General features: G+C 59.9%; 15 protein-coding genes. 8 read left to right on the plus strand and 7 right to left on the minus strand.

Annotated features, from left to right (window positions below):
• The first annotated feature begins 91 nt into the window (after positions 1-91).
• On the plus strand, positions 92-532 hold the full coding sequence (locus AC2YI2_RS02980; RefSeq protein ID WP_487384925.1) for a winged helix-turn-helix transcriptional regulator: 441 nt from the start codon (positions 92-94) through the stop codon (positions 530-532).
• Between the two features lie 106 nt (positions 533-638).
• Here AC2YI2_RS02980 and AC2YI2_RS02985 read toward each other — a convergent pair whose 3' ends face one another.
• Positions 639-2954, minus strand: coding sequence for a beta strand repeat-containing protein (locus tag AC2YI2_RS02985; protein WP_487384926.1), 2316 nt, complete (start codon positions 2952-2954; stop codon positions 639-641).
• Positions 2955-3346: 392 nt separating this feature from the next.
• Positions 3347-3556: a tautomerase family protein gene (locus AC2YI2_RS02990; RefSeq protein WP_487384927.1), complete on the minus strand. Its 210-nt coding sequence runs from the start codon at positions 3554-3556 to the stop codon at positions 3347-3349.
• Positions 3557-3778: 222 nt separating this feature from the next.
• Between AC2YI2_RS02990 and rpsO the strand changes: the two genes are divergently transcribed.
• The 6 genes from rpsO to AC2YI2_RS03020 all read left to right on the plus strand — a co-directional run bounded on the left by rpsO (position 3779) and on the right by AC2YI2_RS03020 (position 10309).
• Entirely contained in the window at positions 3779-4048 is a 270-nt protein-coding gene (gene rpsO, locus AC2YI2_RS02995) for a 30S ribosomal protein S15 (RefSeq protein WP_487384928.1), read from the plus strand.
• 254 nt (positions 4049-4302) lie between these two features.
• A complete protein-coding gene (pnp, locus tag AC2YI2_RS03000; RefSeq protein WP_487384929.1) occupies positions 4303-6438 on the plus strand; it encodes a polyribonucleotide nucleotidyltransferase in 2136 nt (711 codons plus the stop codon).
• A 69-nt stretch (positions 6439-6507) separates the two neighbouring features.
• Positions 6508-7524: a class I SAM-dependent methyltransferase gene (locus AC2YI2_RS03005; RefSeq protein ID WP_487384930.1), complete on the plus strand. Its 1017-nt coding sequence runs from the start codon at positions 6508-6510 to the stop codon at positions 7522-7524.
• 137 nt (positions 7525-7661) lie between these two features.
• Positions 7662-8687 (plus strand): AraC family transcriptional regulator, encoded by a 1026-nt coding sequence (locus AC2YI2_RS03010; RefSeq protein ID WP_487384931.1) that lies wholly within the window; start codon positions 7662-7664, stop codon positions 8685-8687.
• Between the two features lie 260 nt (positions 8688-8947).
• Positions 8948-9184, plus strand: coding sequence for a transcriptional regulator (locus AC2YI2_RS03015; protein ID WP_487384932.1), 237 nt, complete (start codon positions 8948-8950; stop codon positions 9182-9184).
• Positions 9185-9406: 222 nt separating this feature from the next.
• Positions 9407-10309, plus strand: a complete 903-nt coding sequence (locus tag AC2YI2_RS03020) for an alpha/beta hydrolase family protein (protein ID WP_487384933.1) — start codon at positions 9407-9409, stop codon at positions 10307-10309.
• Here the strand turns inward: AC2YI2_RS03020 and fabI are convergent, their stop codons facing one another.
• The 3 genes from fabI to fabA all read right to left on the minus strand — a co-directional run bounded on the left by fabI (position 10310) and on the right by fabA (position 12934).
• Positions 10310-11116: an enoyl-ACP reductase FabI gene (gene fabI, locus AC2YI2_RS03025; RefSeq protein WP_487384934.1), complete on the minus strand. Its 807-nt coding sequence runs from the start codon at positions 11114-11116 to the stop codon at positions 10310-10312.
• Between the two features lie 12 nt (positions 11117-11128).
• On the minus strand, positions 11129-12349 hold the full coding sequence (fabB, locus tag AC2YI2_RS03030; protein ID WP_487384935.1) for a beta-ketoacyl-ACP synthase I: 1221 nt from the start codon (positions 12347-12349) through the stop codon (positions 11129-11131).
• Positions 12350-12418: 69 nt separating this feature from the next.
• The gene (gene fabA / locus AC2YI2_RS03035; protein ID WP_487384936.1) at positions 12419-12934 is read right to left on the minus strand and encodes a 3-hydroxyacyl-[acyl-carrier-protein] dehydratase FabA; all 516 of its coding nucleotides are present in this window, start codon (positions 12932-12934) and stop codon (positions 12419-12421) included.
• Between the two features lie 229 nt (positions 12935-13163).
• On the opposite strand from fabA, the gene irrA reads away from it, so the two are divergent.
• Positions 13164-13583, plus strand: a complete 420-nt coding sequence (gene irrA / locus AC2YI2_RS03040) for an iron response transcriptional regulator IrrA (RefSeq protein ID WP_487384937.1) — start codon at positions 13164-13166, stop codon at positions 13581-13583.
• Positions 13584-13675: 92 nt separating this feature from the next.
• On the opposite strand, the gene AC2YI2_RS03045 is transcribed toward irrA, so the two are convergent.
• Both AC2YI2_RS03045 and AC2YI2_RS03050 read right to left on the minus strand, forming a co-directional pair.
• Complete coding sequence (locus tag AC2YI2_RS03045) at positions 13676-14113, minus strand: response regulator (RefSeq protein ID WP_487384938.1); 438 nt, start codon at positions 14111-14113, stop codon at positions 13676-13678.
• Positions 14094-16556 (minus strand): hybrid sensor histidine kinase/response regulator, encoded by a 2463-nt coding sequence (locus AC2YI2_RS03050; protein WP_487384939.1) that lies wholly within the window; start codon positions 16554-16556, stop codon positions 14094-14096. Before AC2YI2_RS03050 ends, AC2YI2_RS03045 begins: the two co-directional genes overlap by 20 nt.
• Between the last annotated feature and the right edge of the window lie 146 nt (positions 16557-16702).

The following is a 16702-nucleotide window of genomic DNA, read 5'->3' on the forward strand; positions in this document are numbered from 1 at the left end:
GCTAGGTAGTTTCCTTTTGTAACCACAGTTCTTGTGGTAACCATCACATTGTGATATCCCGCCGGTAACCTGATTTCGCCGGAGATATTGGATGGCCCTGAAGCGACGCAAGAATACGGCCCCACAGCCACCCTGCCCGCTGAACGAGTGCATGTCGCTGATCGTCGGCGCCTGGACGCCGCATATCCTCTGGTATCTGAGCCAGGGCCCGCGCCGCTTTTCCGAGCTGAAGGCCGATATGCCGTCGATCTCTGCCAAGGTGCTCAGCACACGGCTCAAGGAACTTGAGGAGCGCGGCATCGTCGACCGCAAGGTGATGCCCACCTCACCGCCATCGGTCGAATATCAGATGACGGAACTGGGCGGTGAACTGATCCCTGCCATCTCGGCGATTGTCGATGTCAGTCACAAATTGCGCATGAAGGCATTGGCAGACGGCGACGCCCGGCACCGCAGGGCCTATGCCATAGTATCGGGCGACCTCGGCGCGATCGAAGAAGGCGAATTCCGGTCGAAGCACGTCTTCGGCTGATCGAACCGCTCAGCGGTCACCGGCGCGTTCCTCACGCATCACCAACTCCATAAACAGGCAGTGGGCGGCATTTCTGCCGCCCACCTCGCTTTTGAACCAGGTTCGATCAGAACTGGAAGTTGGAAGCATCCAGCGATCCCACCGCGACGCCGTTGACCGTCGCCACCAGTTCGATCTCGAAGTTGCTGATCGTACCGGTAGCACCATCGTCGAAGTGGTAGAGGTAGGCGTTGCCACCCTGGTAGGCGATGAGGTAGCCGTCCGCGCCGACATTGCTGTTGATCGTTCCGACGGCGGCAAGCAGGTTGGTGCCGTCCAAGGACGCCGCCGTGCCGTTGCCGAGGCCGGTGCCTGCGATGTTGAAAGTGAATTCCATCACATCGGTTCCGCCCAGGACGGTCTGTGTGCCGACATTGGCAGCGATCTCCTGGAACGTGACAACTGCGTTGGCGGCGGTCGTATTAACATTGTTGATCTCAATGATATCGCCACCGGCACCAGCCGTGAAGCCGGTGATAAAGTCGCGATTTGTGTCCACGAGGATGCCGCGCAAGTCGACATGGTCGACATTTGCGGTGCTGGCGGAGATGTTAATATTGTCGACACCGTTGCGGCCAGCGATATCGTTGATACCCGAGCTGCCCTTGATATTGTCGGCACCGGTCGAAGCGATCAGTTCGAGGTTGCCTGTCGAAGCGCTGGCATCGACCGTTACCGCGTTGCTGAAGCTTGAGATTTCGTTGTGAGCGTCACCCTTGAACGTAAAGGTGGCGTTGACAGCGTTTGTAATGTTGCCAAAGTCGTTGTCATCGATCGCCGTCGGGCCGACACCCGTCGAGTTGATGTTGACGTTGAGTGCGGTGCCGGTATTGAGGCTGGTCACATCGGCCGAATTGTAGACGTTGTCTACGGCGACGGTTGACGCCTTCATATCGATGTTGAGGACGTTTTCGCCGCCCTTCATCGTGAAAGTCGCGGCCCCGTTGTTGTCGCCGGTGAACTGATAAGTGATCGCGCTATTGGCGTTCAACACCGTATCGGCACCGGTTCCGTTGAAGATCACCGTCTTGATGTCGGCATTGGTCAGGGTGCCGTGGTCAACCTTGACCGCGTTGGCGCCGTCAAATCGGATCCGTTCAACACCACTGGATGCGTTGAGGCCGGCAAGCGGCGCCGAAGCAGCACCCGAGATGTCGGCACTGGTCAGCGCGATCGTGTCGATCCCATCACCGCCGGTGACTTTGTCGGCACCAGTCAAGGTGCCCTTGAAGTCGAACAGATCGTCGGCCGATCCGCCCGTGGCTGTGATATTGCCGGTGCCGAAGATGACCGATTGCGCACCGGTCGAGGCGGAAGCGTCGAAAGTCTTCAGCGTTGCACCGAAGGCCGTGTTCGTCTTGAACGAGCCGGCCCCATCCACCGTCACGGTTTCCAGCTTGTCGCCGAGCAGAGCAGTCAGGTTGTTGACGCCGGTGGACGTGACGTTGAACGTCTCGACGCCAGCGACGTTGACAGTACCCGCCGCAGTGAACTGGGCGCCGTTGTTGGACAGGTTGATCGCCTGTACGTCGGTCGCACCGGCCACAGCCGCGGCGGCATATTGCATCATCATGCCGGAATTGACTGTCGTGTTGTTCTGGACCGTGATCGACGCAAGCGCATCCTGGTTGGTGACTGCCAGAGTGCGAGTGCTGCCTTGCGAGATGAAGGCGGTTGCGCCAGAGGAGTTGACCATGTTCAGGGTCGTGTTGGCAGCGCCCCCAGCAGTGAATTCGACGTTTTCCACGCCCGTCATCGTCGGCAGGATGTTCAGCGCGGCTGCCGGGGTGGCGGTGATGCGCAAGCGATCGATGCCGTCGCCACCGGAAATGATGTCGCCGTTGTTGAAAGTCTGCGCGGCAGTACCATCGGCGCTGCCAACGATCAGATCGGCGCCGGAGGTACCGACGATGTTGTCGATGCCGGTGGTGAGCGTGAAGGTTTTGCCGTCACCCAGCAACTTGTCGGCGCTTACCGTCTTGTCGGCAAATTTGAACAATTCGACATTGTCCACCGTAACCGTGGCGTTCGCGGTGACAATCTTGAAGCCGGTGCCGTCTGCGGTGATCGTTGCATCGGCGAAATTGCCCTCGAGCAGCAGCGTATCGTCGCCGGTGCCGCCGTCGACATCGTCGGTGCCGGACTTTGCGTCGATCACGTCATCGCCTTCACCGCCCACCATTGTGTCATCGCCGGTGCCGCCAATGAGTTTGTCGTCGTCGGCGCCGCCGATCAGAGTATCGTTGCCGTCGCCGCCATCGAGCGTGTCATTGCCGCCACCACCCGACAGCGAGTCGTTGCCGCCGTTGCCGAATACTTTCTCGGACTTGTTCTTGCCTGCGAAGTCATTGTCGGTGTCATCGAGCTTGATTTTCTTGGCCATGTTGGTGTTCCTTGCAAAGAGGGTCTGTGCCCTCGGAATTGAGGCGTCCGGCGGTAGTTCTTCAGACGCCTGGTTGGGACCGCCTTATGGAGAAAAGCCTACGCTCGATGGCGTCGAGGCTTTGTTTCGCGGGGAACATCCAGTCAGACCTGCATGGGGTATTCAGCTCTTGTTCAGAAACTGGTAGTTTCCCAAGCCAAGCCCTCATAAATTATCAATTTTTTCGCTATTTCTTTGCCCGGCAATTTTTTCGGTTGTTGATCCTTCGTCGCAATCGTCTCGGGCAATCTCAGGTGAACTAGCTCGCGACAGCGCGCAAAAAGCCACTGAAGGCGGATATGTGGTCTCCGCCCCTCTCCTGATACGAATTTCATTTGTTGGATGCGCGGCGCTCAGGGCGAGGATTGTTGCGTCCGAAACTCGTCCACCGGCAACCCGCCGACGCCCCAGTTTTCCAGTTCCACTTCGTCGATGACGACGAAGGTGCCGTTTGGATCCTTGTTGAGCACCCGGACCAGGAGATCGGTCACGCCCTTGATGATCTCGTTCTTCTGCGCGCGTGTGGCGCCCTCGCGGGTGATCTTGATATTCACATATGGCATCGTTTCCTCCCTCATCGATGATAGCGCTACCATATTTCTCGATCCTCGGCCAAGCAGTGTTCAAGGCTGATAAAGCCGAAATCCGGCGCGCCCCTTTCCTTTCACGACGATTTCGTTTATAGGCCGCGCCAGCGAGAGCAGAGCTCTCAGCTATCACTGGCCAGAGCTGGACGACATCCCGGCTTTGGGCGTCTTAAAATCCCGCAAAGAAAGGATTGTCCGATGTCGCTGACTACTGAGCGCAAGGCTGAACTTATCAAGGAATATGCAACCGTCCCGGGTGACACTGGTTCTCCGGAAGTCCAGGTCGCTATCCTCACCGAGCGCATCAACACCCTGACCGATCACTTCAAGGCCCACAAGAAGGATAACCATTCCCGTCGTGGTCTTCTGAAGATGGTTTCGAGCCGCCGTTCGCTTCTTGATTATCTCAAGAAGAAGGACGAAGCCCGTTACACCAAGCTGATCGGCGCTCTCGGCATTCGCCGCTAAAAAACTCCGGCGGAAGGGGCAACCCTTCCGCCGATCTCATTTCTGCCGGGCGCGCCCGGCACACTCGCTTCCCGGATGGGCCGGACGCGGGACATGAACAGCCCATCATGGGGCAGGATTGCAGTCTGTTTCCGCGGCGAACGCCGCTCCTCAAGGAGAAACAGAACGCTGTCTTGCCCGTGATGTGCACAACGAAAGAGCGGCCAGTCCAGCGTAACCGCCGGAATGGCCCGCGCATATTGGAAGGACAAGATATGTTCGAAACCCATAGAGTTGAAATCGAATGGGCAGGGCGCCCGCTTATTCTGGAAACGGGCAAGATCGCCCGCCAGGCTGACGGTGCAGTTCTCGCCACCTATGGCGAGACCGTCGTTCTCGCCACCGTCGTTTCGGCCAAGTCGCCGAAGCCGGGCCAGGATTTCTTCCCGCTCACCGTGAACTACCAGGAAAAGACCTATGCCGCCGGCAAGATCCCGGGCGGCTACTTCAAGCGCGAAGGCCGTCCGTCGGAAAAGGAAACGCTGGTTTCCCGCCTGATCGACCGCCCGATCCGCCCGCTTTTCCCCGATGGCTACAAGAACGACACCCAGGTCGTCGTCACCGTCATGCAGCATGACCTCGAGAACGATCCGGACGTGCTGTCCATGGTCGCGACGTCCGCAGCGCTCACGCTCTCTGGCGTTCCCTTCATGGGCCCGGTCGGCGGCGCGCGCGTCGGCTACATCAATGGCGAATACGTTCTGAATCCGCATCTCGATGAGATGGACGAGTCGACGCTCGACCTCGTGGTTGCCGGTACCGCCGACGCCGTTCTGATGGTGGAATCGGAAGCCAAGGAACTCAACGAAGAGACCATGCTCGGCGCCGTCATGTTCGGCCATCGCGGCTTCCAGCCTGTCATCGACGCGATCATCCAGCTCGCCGAAGCTGCTGCGAAGGAACCGCGCGACTTCACCCCGCCTGACTATTCCGAGCTCGAAGCCGAAATGCTCAAGCTCACCGAAACCGAGCTGCGCGCCGCCTATAAGAACACCGAAAAGGCTGTTCGCTATGCTGCAGTTGATGCGGTCAAGGCGAAGGTCAAGGAACATTTCGTCGATGCCGAAGGCAATTCGACCTATCCGTCCGACGTGATCGGTTCGGTGTTCAAGGAACTGCAGGCCAAGATCGTTCGCTGGAACATTCTCGACACCAAGAGCCGCATCGACGGCCGCGATCTCTCGACCGTTCGCCCGATCGTCTCGGAAGTGGGCATCCTGCCGCGCACCCATGGTTCGGCACTCTTCACCCGCGGCGAGACGCAGGCGATCGTCGTCACCACGCTCGGCACCGGCGAAGACGAGCAGTATGTCGACTCGCTGACCGGCATGTACAAGGAGCGCTTCCTGCTCCATTACAACTTCCCACCCTACTCGGTTGGTGAAACCGGCCGCATGGGATCCCCCGGTCGTCGCGAAATCGGTCACGGCAAGCTCGCATGGCGCGCCATCCGCCCGATGCTGCCGACTGCGGAAGCCTTCCCCTACACGCTGCGTGTCGTCTCCGAGATCACCGAGTCCAATGGCTCATCGTCGATGGCCACCGTTTGCGGCACTTCGCTTGCTCTCATGGATGCCGGCGTTCCGCTGGCCAAGCCCGTTGCCGGTATCGCCATGGGCCTGATCCTCGAAGGCGATCGCTTCGCGGTTCTTTCCGACATTCTGGGTGACGAAGACCACCTCGGCGACATGGACTTCAAGGTCGCCGGCACTGCCGACGGTATCACGTCGCTGCAGATGGACATCAAGATCGCCGGCATCACCGAAGAGATCATGAAGGTCGCGCTCAGCCAGGCACAGGGTGGCCGCAAGCACATCCTCAACGAAATGGCCAATGCGCTCTCCGAGAGCCGCGGCCAGCTCGGCGAATTCGCACCGCGCATCGAAACCATGAGCATCCCGGTCGACAAGATCCGTGAAGTCATCGGTTCGGGTGGCAAGGTCATCCGCGAAATCGTCGAAAAGACCGGCGCCAAGATCAACATCGAAGACGACGGCACGATCAAGATCGCGTCCGCCTCCGGCAAGGAAATCGAAGCGGCCCGCAAGTGGATCCACTCGATCGTCGCCGAGCCGGAAGTCGGCCAGATCTATGAAGGCACGGTCGTGAAGATCGCCGATTTCGGCGCCTTCGTGAACTTCTTCGGCCCACGTGACGGCCTCGTCCACATCTCTCAGCTCGCCAACGATCGCGTTGCCAAGACCGGCGATGTGGTCAAGGAAGGCCAGAAGGTCTGGGTCAAGCTGCTCGGCTTCGATGAGCGTGGCAAGGTCCGCCTGTCGATGAAGATCATCGACCAGGCGACCGGCAAGGAAATTGTTGCCGAGAAGAAGAGCGAAGACGTCGAGTAAGGCGCTTCCGCGAAACCTGACTTACGAGGCGCGGGTCACTCCCGCGCCTTTTCATATCAAGAAAGACCCATGATGCGCGACGCCGTAAAGACCCTGTTCCACCCCTTCGACACGAATGTGCTGACGCCGCCGGCCACTGGCGAGCGCGTGCTCTTCCTAGGCGCGGAAACTGGCTACACGCTGCCGGAAGGCTTTACCGCCGAGATCGAGGCCGTGCAGGCGTTCCGCCCGCTCTACAATGCGCTGCAGAAACGTGGCGTCGATGCGCAGCCTGAAGTCACGGGGACGGATTTCGACATGGCGTTGATCCTGATGACGCGCCACAAGGGCCAGAACGAGAACTTCGTCTCCGAAGCGCTCTCGCGCCTCAAGCCGGGCGGACGCATCGTCATGGCCGGCTCCAAGGAAGACGGCGTGCAATCCTTGCGGAAGAAGCTCCAGTCCATGGATGTCGAGGTGGAGCACCTGGCGAAGTATCATGCCCAGGCTTTCTGGTTCGCGCGTCCGCAGGATCCCGCAGCGCTGATCGCGGCAATCCGCGCCAAGCCGAGCTTCGTTGCCGACAAATTCGTCACCGCACCCGGCATGTTCTCGCATGGCGAGGTTGATGCCGGCTCGCTTTATCTTGCCCGCTATCTGCCGAAGGACTACCGCAAGCATGCGGCGGACTTTGGCGCCGGTTGGGGCTACCTGACCGTGGCATTGGCTGAGCTTTCGCCTGAAATCGAAGGTGTCGACCTCTACGAAGCCGACTATGCGGCGCTTCAGGCGGCGCGCAAGAATGTCGATCACCTCTGCCCGAGGCTGCAGACCCGTTATCACTGGCTTGACCTCGCCCGCGAGGAGGTAAAGGCGCGGTACGACCTCATCGTCATGAATCCTCCCTTCCACGAGGGGCATGCGACAGAACCGGGTCTCGGCCAGGCCATCATTCGCCGGGCGTCTGAAGCCCTTCGTGCCGGCGGCGAACTGCTGCTGGTCGCAAATCGCGGCCTTCCTTATGAACCGGCGCTCAAGGAGCTCTTCCGCACCAGCGGCGAGACGGCGCGCAACGCCCGTTACAAAGTGCTTTGGGCCAAGAAATGACCCGCCGCTAACCTGCTGATATACCAGGCGAATGCTCAATCTATGAGCAATTGCTGGTTGCGAGATTTAGTAGACCTTTCTTCAAAACGGGGCTATTATTTCCCTCACATGCCATAATTTTCACATTTGGCGCCAAGATGCCGTCACCGACTTCAGCAAGCGATCGCTACACTGCCGCCGCCGGACTGGGTTCAGCCGTCGGTGAGGCTGCTCGTAGCTATGGCCTGGATCTCGCGCCGATTTGCACTGCGCTGGAGATCAATCCGGAGGAGTTTTCCAATCTCACCGGACGAGTCAGCCTCGATCGGCTTTGCAGACTCCTGGAAACCTGCGCCCTGCTCACCAAGGACGAGGCTTTCGGCCTGAAATGCGTGGATTTCTTCAAACCCGGCGCCACGGGCCCCTATGGCTTCGGCCTCATCCACGCGCCAACGGTGCTTGATTTCTTCCGTTTCATGGCTGAACACAATGCCTACGCATCCGAGAAGAGCTACTCGAAAGTGACGATTGACGGCAACGGCGCCGAGATCGTCTGGACCTTCTCGCCTTTGATCCTCAAGCGCGACCAGTTTGTCGACCTGAATATGGCACTGATCGCGGCTCGATTGCGCGCTATTCTCGGCGCCTCGGTCGACGCTCTGGAGATCGGCATGGAACGGCCGAAGCCGATAAATCTGGCGCCCTATCGTGAACGCCTGACCAAGCGCGTCCAATACAACAGGAAAATCAACTCCTTACGTTTGCCCGCGGAATATTTCAGTGTCGAGAACCCCAAGGGAGACAAGCGGCTCTTCCAGTTGATGGACCTGCAATGCCGGGCGCTGCGGCCTGAATCGTCGGAGCGCGCGGACTTCAGCGAGGATCTGCGCGAATTCGTTCTCATGAACATTACCGACAGCAGTATCGGGCTTGCCGAGGCGGCGCGTTATTTCAACGTGTCGGAACGCACGCTGCAGCGTCGGCTTGCGGAAGCCGGAACCAGCCTCGCCGACCTGCGCGACGAGGTTCGGCGCGAGCTTGCCGGACGCTTGCTGGAAGAGACGGAACTGAGCGCCACGGAGATCGCAAGCCGGCTCGGCTATTCACAGCCGAGCGCTTTTACGCGCTCGACGATGCGCTGGTTCGGATCCACCCCGCGAGCCTATCGAAAGACGAACGTCTGATACCGAAAATTCTATGGGTGTATATTAGCAGACTCATTTGATCCCATAACGGATCGAATATTGGCGTGCCGTGTGAATGAAATCGGCACGTCTTTGTCATATATCAGCACCATCCGAACCAGACCAAGGCTCAAAGCCTCGGGCCCTAGGGCCACGAGGTCAAAAATCATTCACACGCGCATGGGTCCGGCAAGAAATTCTGAGGTCAGACAGGGCTCGGGAGGCCGCTCGCAAACGCTGGAAGATTTATGAGTTACGGATTGAAACAGACGACCGAGAAAGAATCGTTCGACCTTACGCGCCTGGAATTGATCGGTCTCACGCTCGTGGCCAATGGCATCGATGCGTCGGAGATCGCTTCGCGTCTTTCCGCGAGTGAAGCCGGAATTGAGCAGATCTTGCTTGGGACCGAGCGGAAGCTTGGTGCCAGCAACCGTCTGCATGCAATCACGATCGCAATCCAGCAGGGTTTGATCGGAATCGAGGTGAAGGGGTAACCTTCGCAGGGCCGGTTCCGGTCCGGGTGCTGTAGACGCCTTTCGACAGTGCAGCCAACCCCCTCCCGGTTTGGCTGCGTCGTTGTCCGATGGCGGCGGACCCGTCTGCAGCACCCCATTAGACAAGCCCTCCGGCGCATGGCGCTCGGAGGGCTTTTCGTTTCTGTTTTCCGATGCTCTAACGTCTTGACTGGAATTGCCAGGACGCTTGGGAGCATCGCCATGTCCATCAGCCGCGCACGGCTGCGAGAGCTCATCCGACTGGACGAACCACCTATCATGCAACTGTCCTCCAGCGAGGAAGCCGGAAGCGACTACACCGTGGAACGTCTTCAATTTCGGATCGGCCAGGATGAGGTGCGCGGCCTTCTGACCCGCCCAAAATATAGCAGGGAACGGCGCCCGGCCATTCTCTATGCGCATGCCCATGGTGCACGCTATGACATCGGCGCGAGCGAATTGCTGAATGGACGTGACGCTCTCGTGGAGCCGATGGGTCCGGTGCTGGCGCGCGCCGGCTATGTCACGCTCGCCATCGACATGCCCACCTTCGGCGAGCGGGCAACGCTCAGCGAAAGCGCGGTCGCCAAAGCGCTTCTGTGGCAGGGGCGTTCACTCTTCGGACAGATGCTCTCGGAACAATCGGCCGCGCTCACCTATCTCGCAGCCCGGCCCGATGTTGATGCCGATCGCATCGGCGCCTTCGGCATTTCCATGGGATGCACGCTAGGCTACTGGCTGGCGGCCATGGATCCGCGCATCGCGGCAGTGGCGCATCTGTGCTGCTTTGCGGATCTCCGGACCCTGATCGAATTGGGAAACCATGACCTGCACGGGATCTACCTCACCATACCCGGCCTTCTGGCAGAAGCCGATGCCGGCGCCATAGCGTCGCTGATTGCACCGCGGCCACAGCTCATATGCATCGGCGATGCTGATCCGCTGACGCCGCCTGCGGCTGTGGACCGCGCGCTGAGCGAACTCGAACCCTCCTACGCTGACAACTCCAGCAAGCTTTCCATCATTCGTGAGCCGCAAGTGGGCCACCAGGAAACATGGCGCATGCGTGAAGCCACCCTGGCGTTCTTCTCCACCAACCTGATTACCGCACCTACGTCGCGCTGATCACTCCTGATCGGCTCGGTTCAGCGCGTCCAGCACCGGCATCGAGGTGATGTTGTAGCCGGAATCCACATAATGGATCTCACCGGTGACGCCGCGCGACATGTCGGAGAGGAGATAGAGCGCGGACTGGCCGACATCCTCGATGGTCACGGTGCGGCGGAGCGGCGAGTTCTTCTGCTGCCAGTTGAGCATCGCGCGCGCATCCGAAATGCCGGCGCCGGCGAGCGTGCGAATCGGGCCGGCCGAGATGGCGTTGACGCGGATGCCGCGCGGACCGTAGTCGCTGGCGAGATAGCGCACGGAGGCCTCGAGTGCCGCCTTGGCGACGCCCATGACATTGTAGTTCGGCATGATACGCTGGGAGCCGTTATAGGTCAGCGTCAGCATGCTGCCATTGTCGCCCATCAGCGCTGCGGCCCGCTTGGCCACTTCGGTGAAGGAAAAGCAGGAGATCACCATCGTGCGACTGAAATTGTCGCGCGTCGTGTCGGCATAGAGCCCCTTGAGCTCGCTCTTGTCGGAAAAGCCGATGGCGTGGACGACAAAATCAAGGCCGCCCCATTTTTCCTTGAGCACATCGAAGACCTGGTCAACCGACTCGATCTGCTCGACGTCGCACTCGACTAGAAAATCAGAGCCGACTTCGGCCGCTAACGGCCGCACACGTTTTCCCAGCGCGTCGCCCTGATAGGTGAAGGCGAGTTCAGCGCCTTGCGCTGCGCATGCCTTTGCGATGCCCCAAGCGATGGAATGGCTGTTTGCCACACCCATGATGAGGCCGCGTTTGCCCTGCATGATCCCCGTCATTGAAACCCCTGATCAACCGTTAAAGCGTTCGAAGACGAGCGTGGCGTTGGTGCCGCCGAAGCCGAAGGAGTTCGACAAAGCCGTATCGATCTTGGCATTGTCGATGCGTTTGCGGACAATCGGCACGCCTTCAAATTCGGGGTCGAGGTTCTGGATATGCGCGCTCTCGCCGATGAAGCGCTCCTGCATCATCAGGATCGAGTAGATCGCTTCCTGGACGCCGGCGGCGCCGAGCGAATGGCCGGTCAGCGACTTGGTGGACTGGATGTGAGGCATGTCGTCACCGAAGACCGTGCGGATCGCCCCGATCTCCTTCTGGTCGCCCACCGGAGTCGACGTGCCATGGGTGTTGACGTAGTCGACGCGGTTCTTGACCGTGCTGAGTGCCTGCTTCATGCATCGGATAGCACCTTCGCCCGACGGAGCCACCATGTCGTAGCCGTCAGAGGTCGCGCCGTAGCCGGTCAGTTCGCAATAGATCTTGGCACCGCGCGCCTTGGCGTGCTCCAGCTCCTCGAGGATCACCACGCCGGCGCCACCGGCGATGACGAAGCCGTCGCGGTCGGCGTCATAGGCGCGGGAAGCCAGGTTCGGCGTCTCGTTGTACTTCGAGGACATCGCGCCCATCGCGTCGAACAGGTTGGACATCGTCCAGTCGAGATCCTCGTGGCCGCCGGCGAACATCATGTCCTGCTTACCCCACTGGATCATCTCAGCGGCATTGCCGATGCAATGCGCCGAGGTCGAGCAGGCCGACGAGATCGAGTAGTTGACGCCGTGGATCTTGAACCAGGTGGCGAGCGTGGCTGAGGCGGTCGAGGACATCGCCTTCGGTACGGCAAAGGGCCCGATGCGCTTCGGGCTGCCGTTCTGGATGGTCGTCTCCGCGGCCTCGACGATCACCTTCGTCGAAGGACCGCCCGAGCCCATGATGATGCCGGTGCGCTCGTTGGAGATATCGCTCTCCTCGACGCCCGAGTCCGCGATCGCCTGGAGCATGGCGATGTGGTTCCATTGTCCGCCCTGGGACAGGAAACGCGTCGCGCGGCGGTCCACCATGCCCGTCGTGTCGAGCGTCGGCTGGCCCCAGACCTGGCACTTGAAGCCGTGCTCGGCGAAATCCTCGGAGCGGCTGATGCCGGATTTGGCGCCCCGAAGGGATTCGGTGACCTCGGCGGCATTGTTGCCGATCGAAGACACGATTCCGAGGCCGGTGACAACGACACGTCTCATGGTTTCAGACCTTACCTATGTTCAAAACGATTGCGGGAGCGGCGTCAGAACCGCCCTGGCTGGTTGCTTTCAGGCTGCCTTTTCCTTGGAGAGGCCGACGCGCAGGTCCGTCGCCTGATAGATAGTCTCTCCATCCGCCTTCAGCCAGCCGTCGGCGGTGCCGAGAACGAGGCGGCCGCGCATGACGCGCTTGAAGTCGATGCCATATTCGAGAAGTTTCGTATCCGGACGGACCATGCCCTTGAACTTCACTTCGCCCGTGGAGAGCGCCATGCCGCGGCCCGGTTCACCGAGCCAGCCGAGGAAGAAACCAGTCAATTGCCACATGCCGTCGAGGCCCAGACAGCCCGGCATGATCGGATTGCCTTCGAAATGGCAGGGGAAATACCAGTCGTCGGGGCGGACGTCATATTCGGCGCGAATATAGCCCTTGTCGAAAGCGCCACCAGTTTCCGAGATATCCGTGATACGGTGGACCATCAGCATCGGTGGCAGCGGCAATTGCGCATTGCCGGGCCCGAACAATTCGCCATGCGCGCAGGTCAGAATCTCCTCATAAGTATAGCTGGATTTCTGGACCGCCATGGCTGATTGCTTCCTCGCTTTTGTCTTTGTTTGCCCCCGCGGCTGGGTGTCGCGGCGCTTGTTTTCGTGCCCGCCAATATAGGATCGATCCGAAAAAAGCCAACCCAAATAGCTCAATCCCCTGCGCTATCCGGCCTCAGGAACCTAAAAACTGTTGAAAGGCTGAAGTCGGCGGGTTATATCGTTGACCAAAATACTCCTATTTTGGCGACTGGAACCAACTCAACAGATGGCTATTGACCATTCCAAGGCAACCGAGGCGAGATTGCGGCACGCAGGGCTTCGGCCGACGCGTCAGCGCATGGCGCTTGCCACCCTGCTCTATGCCAAGGGCGACCGTCACCTGACGGTCGAGGAACTGCACGAGGAAGCGACGACCGCCGGCATCAATGTCTCGCTCGCCACTGTCTACAACACGCTGCACCAGTTCACCGAGGCCCGCATGATCCGCGTGCTGGCGGTAGAAGGCAGCCGCACCTATTTCGACACCAATATCTCGGACCACCATCACTTCTTCATCGAAGGCCGGAACGAGGTGCGTGATATCCCAACGTCCAACATCACGATCAACAACCTGCCGGCGCCGCCTGATGGTATGGAGATCGCCCATGTCGACGTGGTGATCCGGTTGCGCGAGAAGAAGAGCTGACGCCTTTCGCTGCGCCTTCAAACGCTGGGCGCCCCAATCAATTACAAGTTTTGGAGCTTCGCGGGATTTGAGCGTCGCCGAGGGTGATCGCCCTAATTGAAATGCACGGACGGAAACTCGTTGCCGCGCACATAGGCCTTCACTGTATCGACCAGATCGTCGAGATTCTCCTTGAGGAAATAGCCTGCCACGTGGCGGGAATAGGCCATCTGCATGTCGCCGCCGTGGCCCGACGTGGTGAGCATGAAGACGACACTCTGTTTGTGCTTTTCGTCCTTACGCAGCGCGTCGAGGAATTCGAAGCCATCCATGCGCGGCATGTTGATGTCGAGCAGAATGAGCAGCGGCTGACGGACCGGCTGGTCTTCCTTCGGTGCCTGCAGCTTGTCGAGCGCGTCCACGCCGTCCACGGCGCTGTGCAACCGATTGCCGATCTGAGCCTTGCGGAAGGCTCGCTTCAGTGCCTCGACATCAAATTCATTGTCCTCCACCACCAAGATTTCGACCGCGTTATGCATAGCGGATGCCATTCTTTATCGCCCCTGATACTGCCTTCTTCGGCCACGTCACCCGGAAGCAGGCGCCCTGCCCCGGTACCGATTCGACGGTGACGTCGCCATTCTCGGATACTGCAAGTTTCTTAGCCAAGGCCAGGCCCATGCCGCTGCCGCCATTGGAGAAGCGCGGCTTCAAGGTCTGGAACATCTCAAAGATGCTGTCTTGAAATTCCGGCGCAATGCCTGGTCCGTCATCCCTGACCGAGAAGACGAGATCCGTCTCGCTCTCCGCAACGCCGATCTCCACCGCGCCGATCTTGCTATGATGATGCTGGACGGCATTCTGGATGAGATTGACGAAGATCTGTTGCAGCGGCATGCGTTCAAGCACCAGCGCACCAAGCCGTTCGTCGAGGCGGATTTCGAAACCATCAGGCGGTGCGATCAGCTCGACCGCGTGCCGCACGATCGTCGCGCCATCGGCGAGTTCCGGCGCGCGTGGGTTCGATCCGAGACCAATGGTGGAATAGCTGAGCATATCGTCCAGCAACTTTTCCATGCGCCGTATCTGCTGGCGAAGGCGCTGGATGTGGTCCTTGCTCTGCACGCCGAGCACATCGGCCGCGTCTTCCTCGATCCAGCCGGCGAGATTGTGAATCGACCTGAGCGGTGACTTCAGATCGTGCGCCGTAGCATAGGCGAAGCGTTCCAGATCCTGGTTCGACTTGGTCAGCTTGTCGATCATGACAGCATTGTCAGCCAGTATCCGGCGGCGCTCGGCAACGAGGCGCGCAGCCTTGGCAGCAAGCTCCTCGGCCGAAAAGGGTTTGCCTAGATAGTCGCGTGCGCCTTCCCTGAGCATCGCAACCTTGAGCGTGTCATCCATCTTGGCGGTCAGCATCAGCAAAGGAATGTCGCGGATGCGGGGATCGTCCAGCATGCGCCGGGCCATTTCCTCGCCGGTCATCACCGGCATCATCACATCGCTGATAACCAGGTCGGGCAGCAATTCGACAATCTTGTTCAGTCCGTCAAAACCATTGGCTGCCGTCTCGATGCGGTGGTTTGACGCCAGTATGCCGGTCAGATGTTCGCGCATGTCGGCATTGTCATCGACGATCAACACCAGCCCGCCATGCGGTGTGCGGTCCTTGTCAGGCGTCGTATCGGCAAGGCGGTCGCGCAGTTCCGCCAGGAAGACAACGGATGGGTCCCGCCGCGCGGCCAGGCGCTGTTCGGCGACAGGCGCGCCCGTCGGCGCGCACAGCGGCAGCCGCACGACAAAGGCGGCGCCCCCGCGAGGACTGTCCTCGATATGCACGCTGCCTCGATGCAACGCGACGAACTCCTTGACGATGGAGAGGCCCAGTCCGGTTCCCCCGATCTTGCCAGCATCCGCGAGCTGCTGGAAGCGCTCGAAGACCTTGGTTCGTGCATCGACTGGAATGCCCGGACCGCTGTCGGCCACCCAGACAACCGCATCGTCCCCGTCCCTCTCGATCGCGATATCGATGCCCCCACCCGTCGGCGTGAACTTGAACGCATTGGAGAGGAGGTTCAGGAGCACGCGCTCGAGCTTCTCCTCGTCGATCTCGGCGACGAGAGCCTCCGGAGCATCCACCGTCAGCGCCACCTGCTGATCGTGAGCCAGTGTCTCGAAATTGGCCGCCAGCACGCGCGCGAATTGCGCGATATCGGCCTTCGCGTAGTTGAGGTCCAGCTGGCCGGCCTCGAGCTTCGCGACATCGAGCAGATCGTTGACTTGCTTGAGCAGCAGCTTGGCATTGCGCTCCACCGTCTCCAATCCGCGACGGTTCACACTGCCTGGCTCCGCCTCGCTCAGCATCCGCGCGACCGGTCCAAGGATCAGCGTCAATGGCGTCCGGAGTTCGTGGCTGATATTGGCGAAGAAATTGGTCCTGAGGCGGTCGAGCTCGCGCAGCTTGCGGTTCGCCTCTGCGACTTCCTGCGCGCGCAGAAATATCTCGGCTTCGACCTTGCTGACCTGATCGCGCGCTTCTGCGCCGGATTCGAGTTCGGCACGATGCTGTTGCTTGAGGCGGACGAACTCCGTCACCTCCTCGACTTTGTGGATAATGTATCGGACATTGCCCGTCGCATCGAGCACCGGTGTGTTGATCGGGCTCCAGAAGCGCTCCTCGAAACCGCCGTCCGGCCGCTGGACATCGTATTTCTGCACGGCCATGGAGTCGCTCTTGCAGCTTTTCAGCACACGTTCGAGCGACTCGCGAAGATTTCTTGCACCGGTTGCGGCAGGGTCGTCAGGATTGTCGGGGAATACGTCAAATATTCCGCGGCCGATAATGTCTTCGCGCCGCGTCAGTGTCGCCTCGACATAGGCGTTGCTGACGGCGATGATCGTCAGGTCCTTGCGCAGGACTAGGTAGAGACCTGGCGCCGCCTCAAAGAGGGCTTGATAATCTGGCGCACTCGGCCGGCCGGGATTTTCTATCATGCTGAATCATCGCTGAAAATCAGGATGCGCTAATGATGCAACGTCTTTGTCCGGCATGCAACTTTTTCGTTTGCAACACCACGTGAGCGAATAGCACGCGCAACCGGTGCGTCACGCTGTTCGGCGCATCCATGCACGGCTCTTGC

It is taken from the genome of Rhizobium sp. SRI_017, from assembly GCF_057586295.1.

Bases quoted from the DNA above. Each gene is read 5' to 3' on its own strand.
- AC2YI2_RS03005 (WP_487384930.1), top strand. From the start codon at position 6,508: ATGATGCGCGACGCCGTAAAGACCCTGTTCCACCCCTTCGACACGAAT.
- AC2YI2_RS03010 (WP_487384931.1), top strand. From the start codon at position 7,662: ATGCCGTCACCGACTTCAGCAAGCGATCGCTACACTGCCGCCGCCGGA.
- AC2YI2_RS02985 (WP_487384926.1), bottom strand. From the start codon at position 2,954: ATGGCCAAGAAAATCAAGCTCGATGACACCGACAATGACTTCGCAGGC.
- AC2YI2_RS03020 (WP_487384933.1), top strand. From the start codon at position 9,407: ATGTCCATCAGCCGCGCACGGCTGCGAGAGCTCATCCGACTGGACGAA.
- AC2YI2_RS02990 (WP_487384927.1), bottom strand. From the start codon at position 3,556: ATGCCATATGTGAATATCAAGATCACCCGCGAGGGCGCCACACGCGCG.
- irrA (WP_487384937.1), top strand. From the start codon at position 13,164: ATGGCTATTGACCATTCCAAGGCAACCGAGGCGAGATTGCGGCACGCA.
- AC2YI2_RS02980 (WP_487384925.1), top strand. From the start codon at position 92: ATGGCCCTGAAGCGACGCAAGAATACGGCCCCACAGCCACCCTGCCCG.
- AC2YI2_RS03050 (WP_487384939.1), bottom strand. From the start codon at position 16,556: ATGATAGAAAATCCCGGCCGGCCGAGTGCGCCAGATTATCAAGCCCTC.
- fabA (WP_487384936.1), bottom strand. From the start codon at position 12,934: ATGGCGGTCCAGAAATCCAGCTATACTTATGAGGAGATTCTGACCTGC.
- pnp (WP_487384929.1), top strand. From the start codon at position 4,303: ATGTTCGAAACCCATAGAGTTGAAATCGAATGGGCAGGGCGCCCGCTT.
- rpsO (WP_487384928.1), top strand. From the start codon at position 3,779: ATGTCGCTGACTACTGAGCGCAAGGCTGAACTTATCAAGGAATATGCA.
- AC2YI2_RS03045 (WP_487384938.1), bottom strand. From the start codon at position 14,113: ATGGCATCCGCTATGCATAACGCGGTCGAAATCTTGGTGGTGGAGGAC.
- fabI (WP_487384934.1), bottom strand. From the start codon at position 11,116: ATGACGGGGATCATGCAGGGCAAACGCGGCCTCATCATGGGTGTGGCA.
- fabB (WP_487384935.1), bottom strand. From the start codon at position 12,349: ATGAGACGTGTCGTTGTCACCGGCCTCGGAATCGTGTCTTCGATCGGC.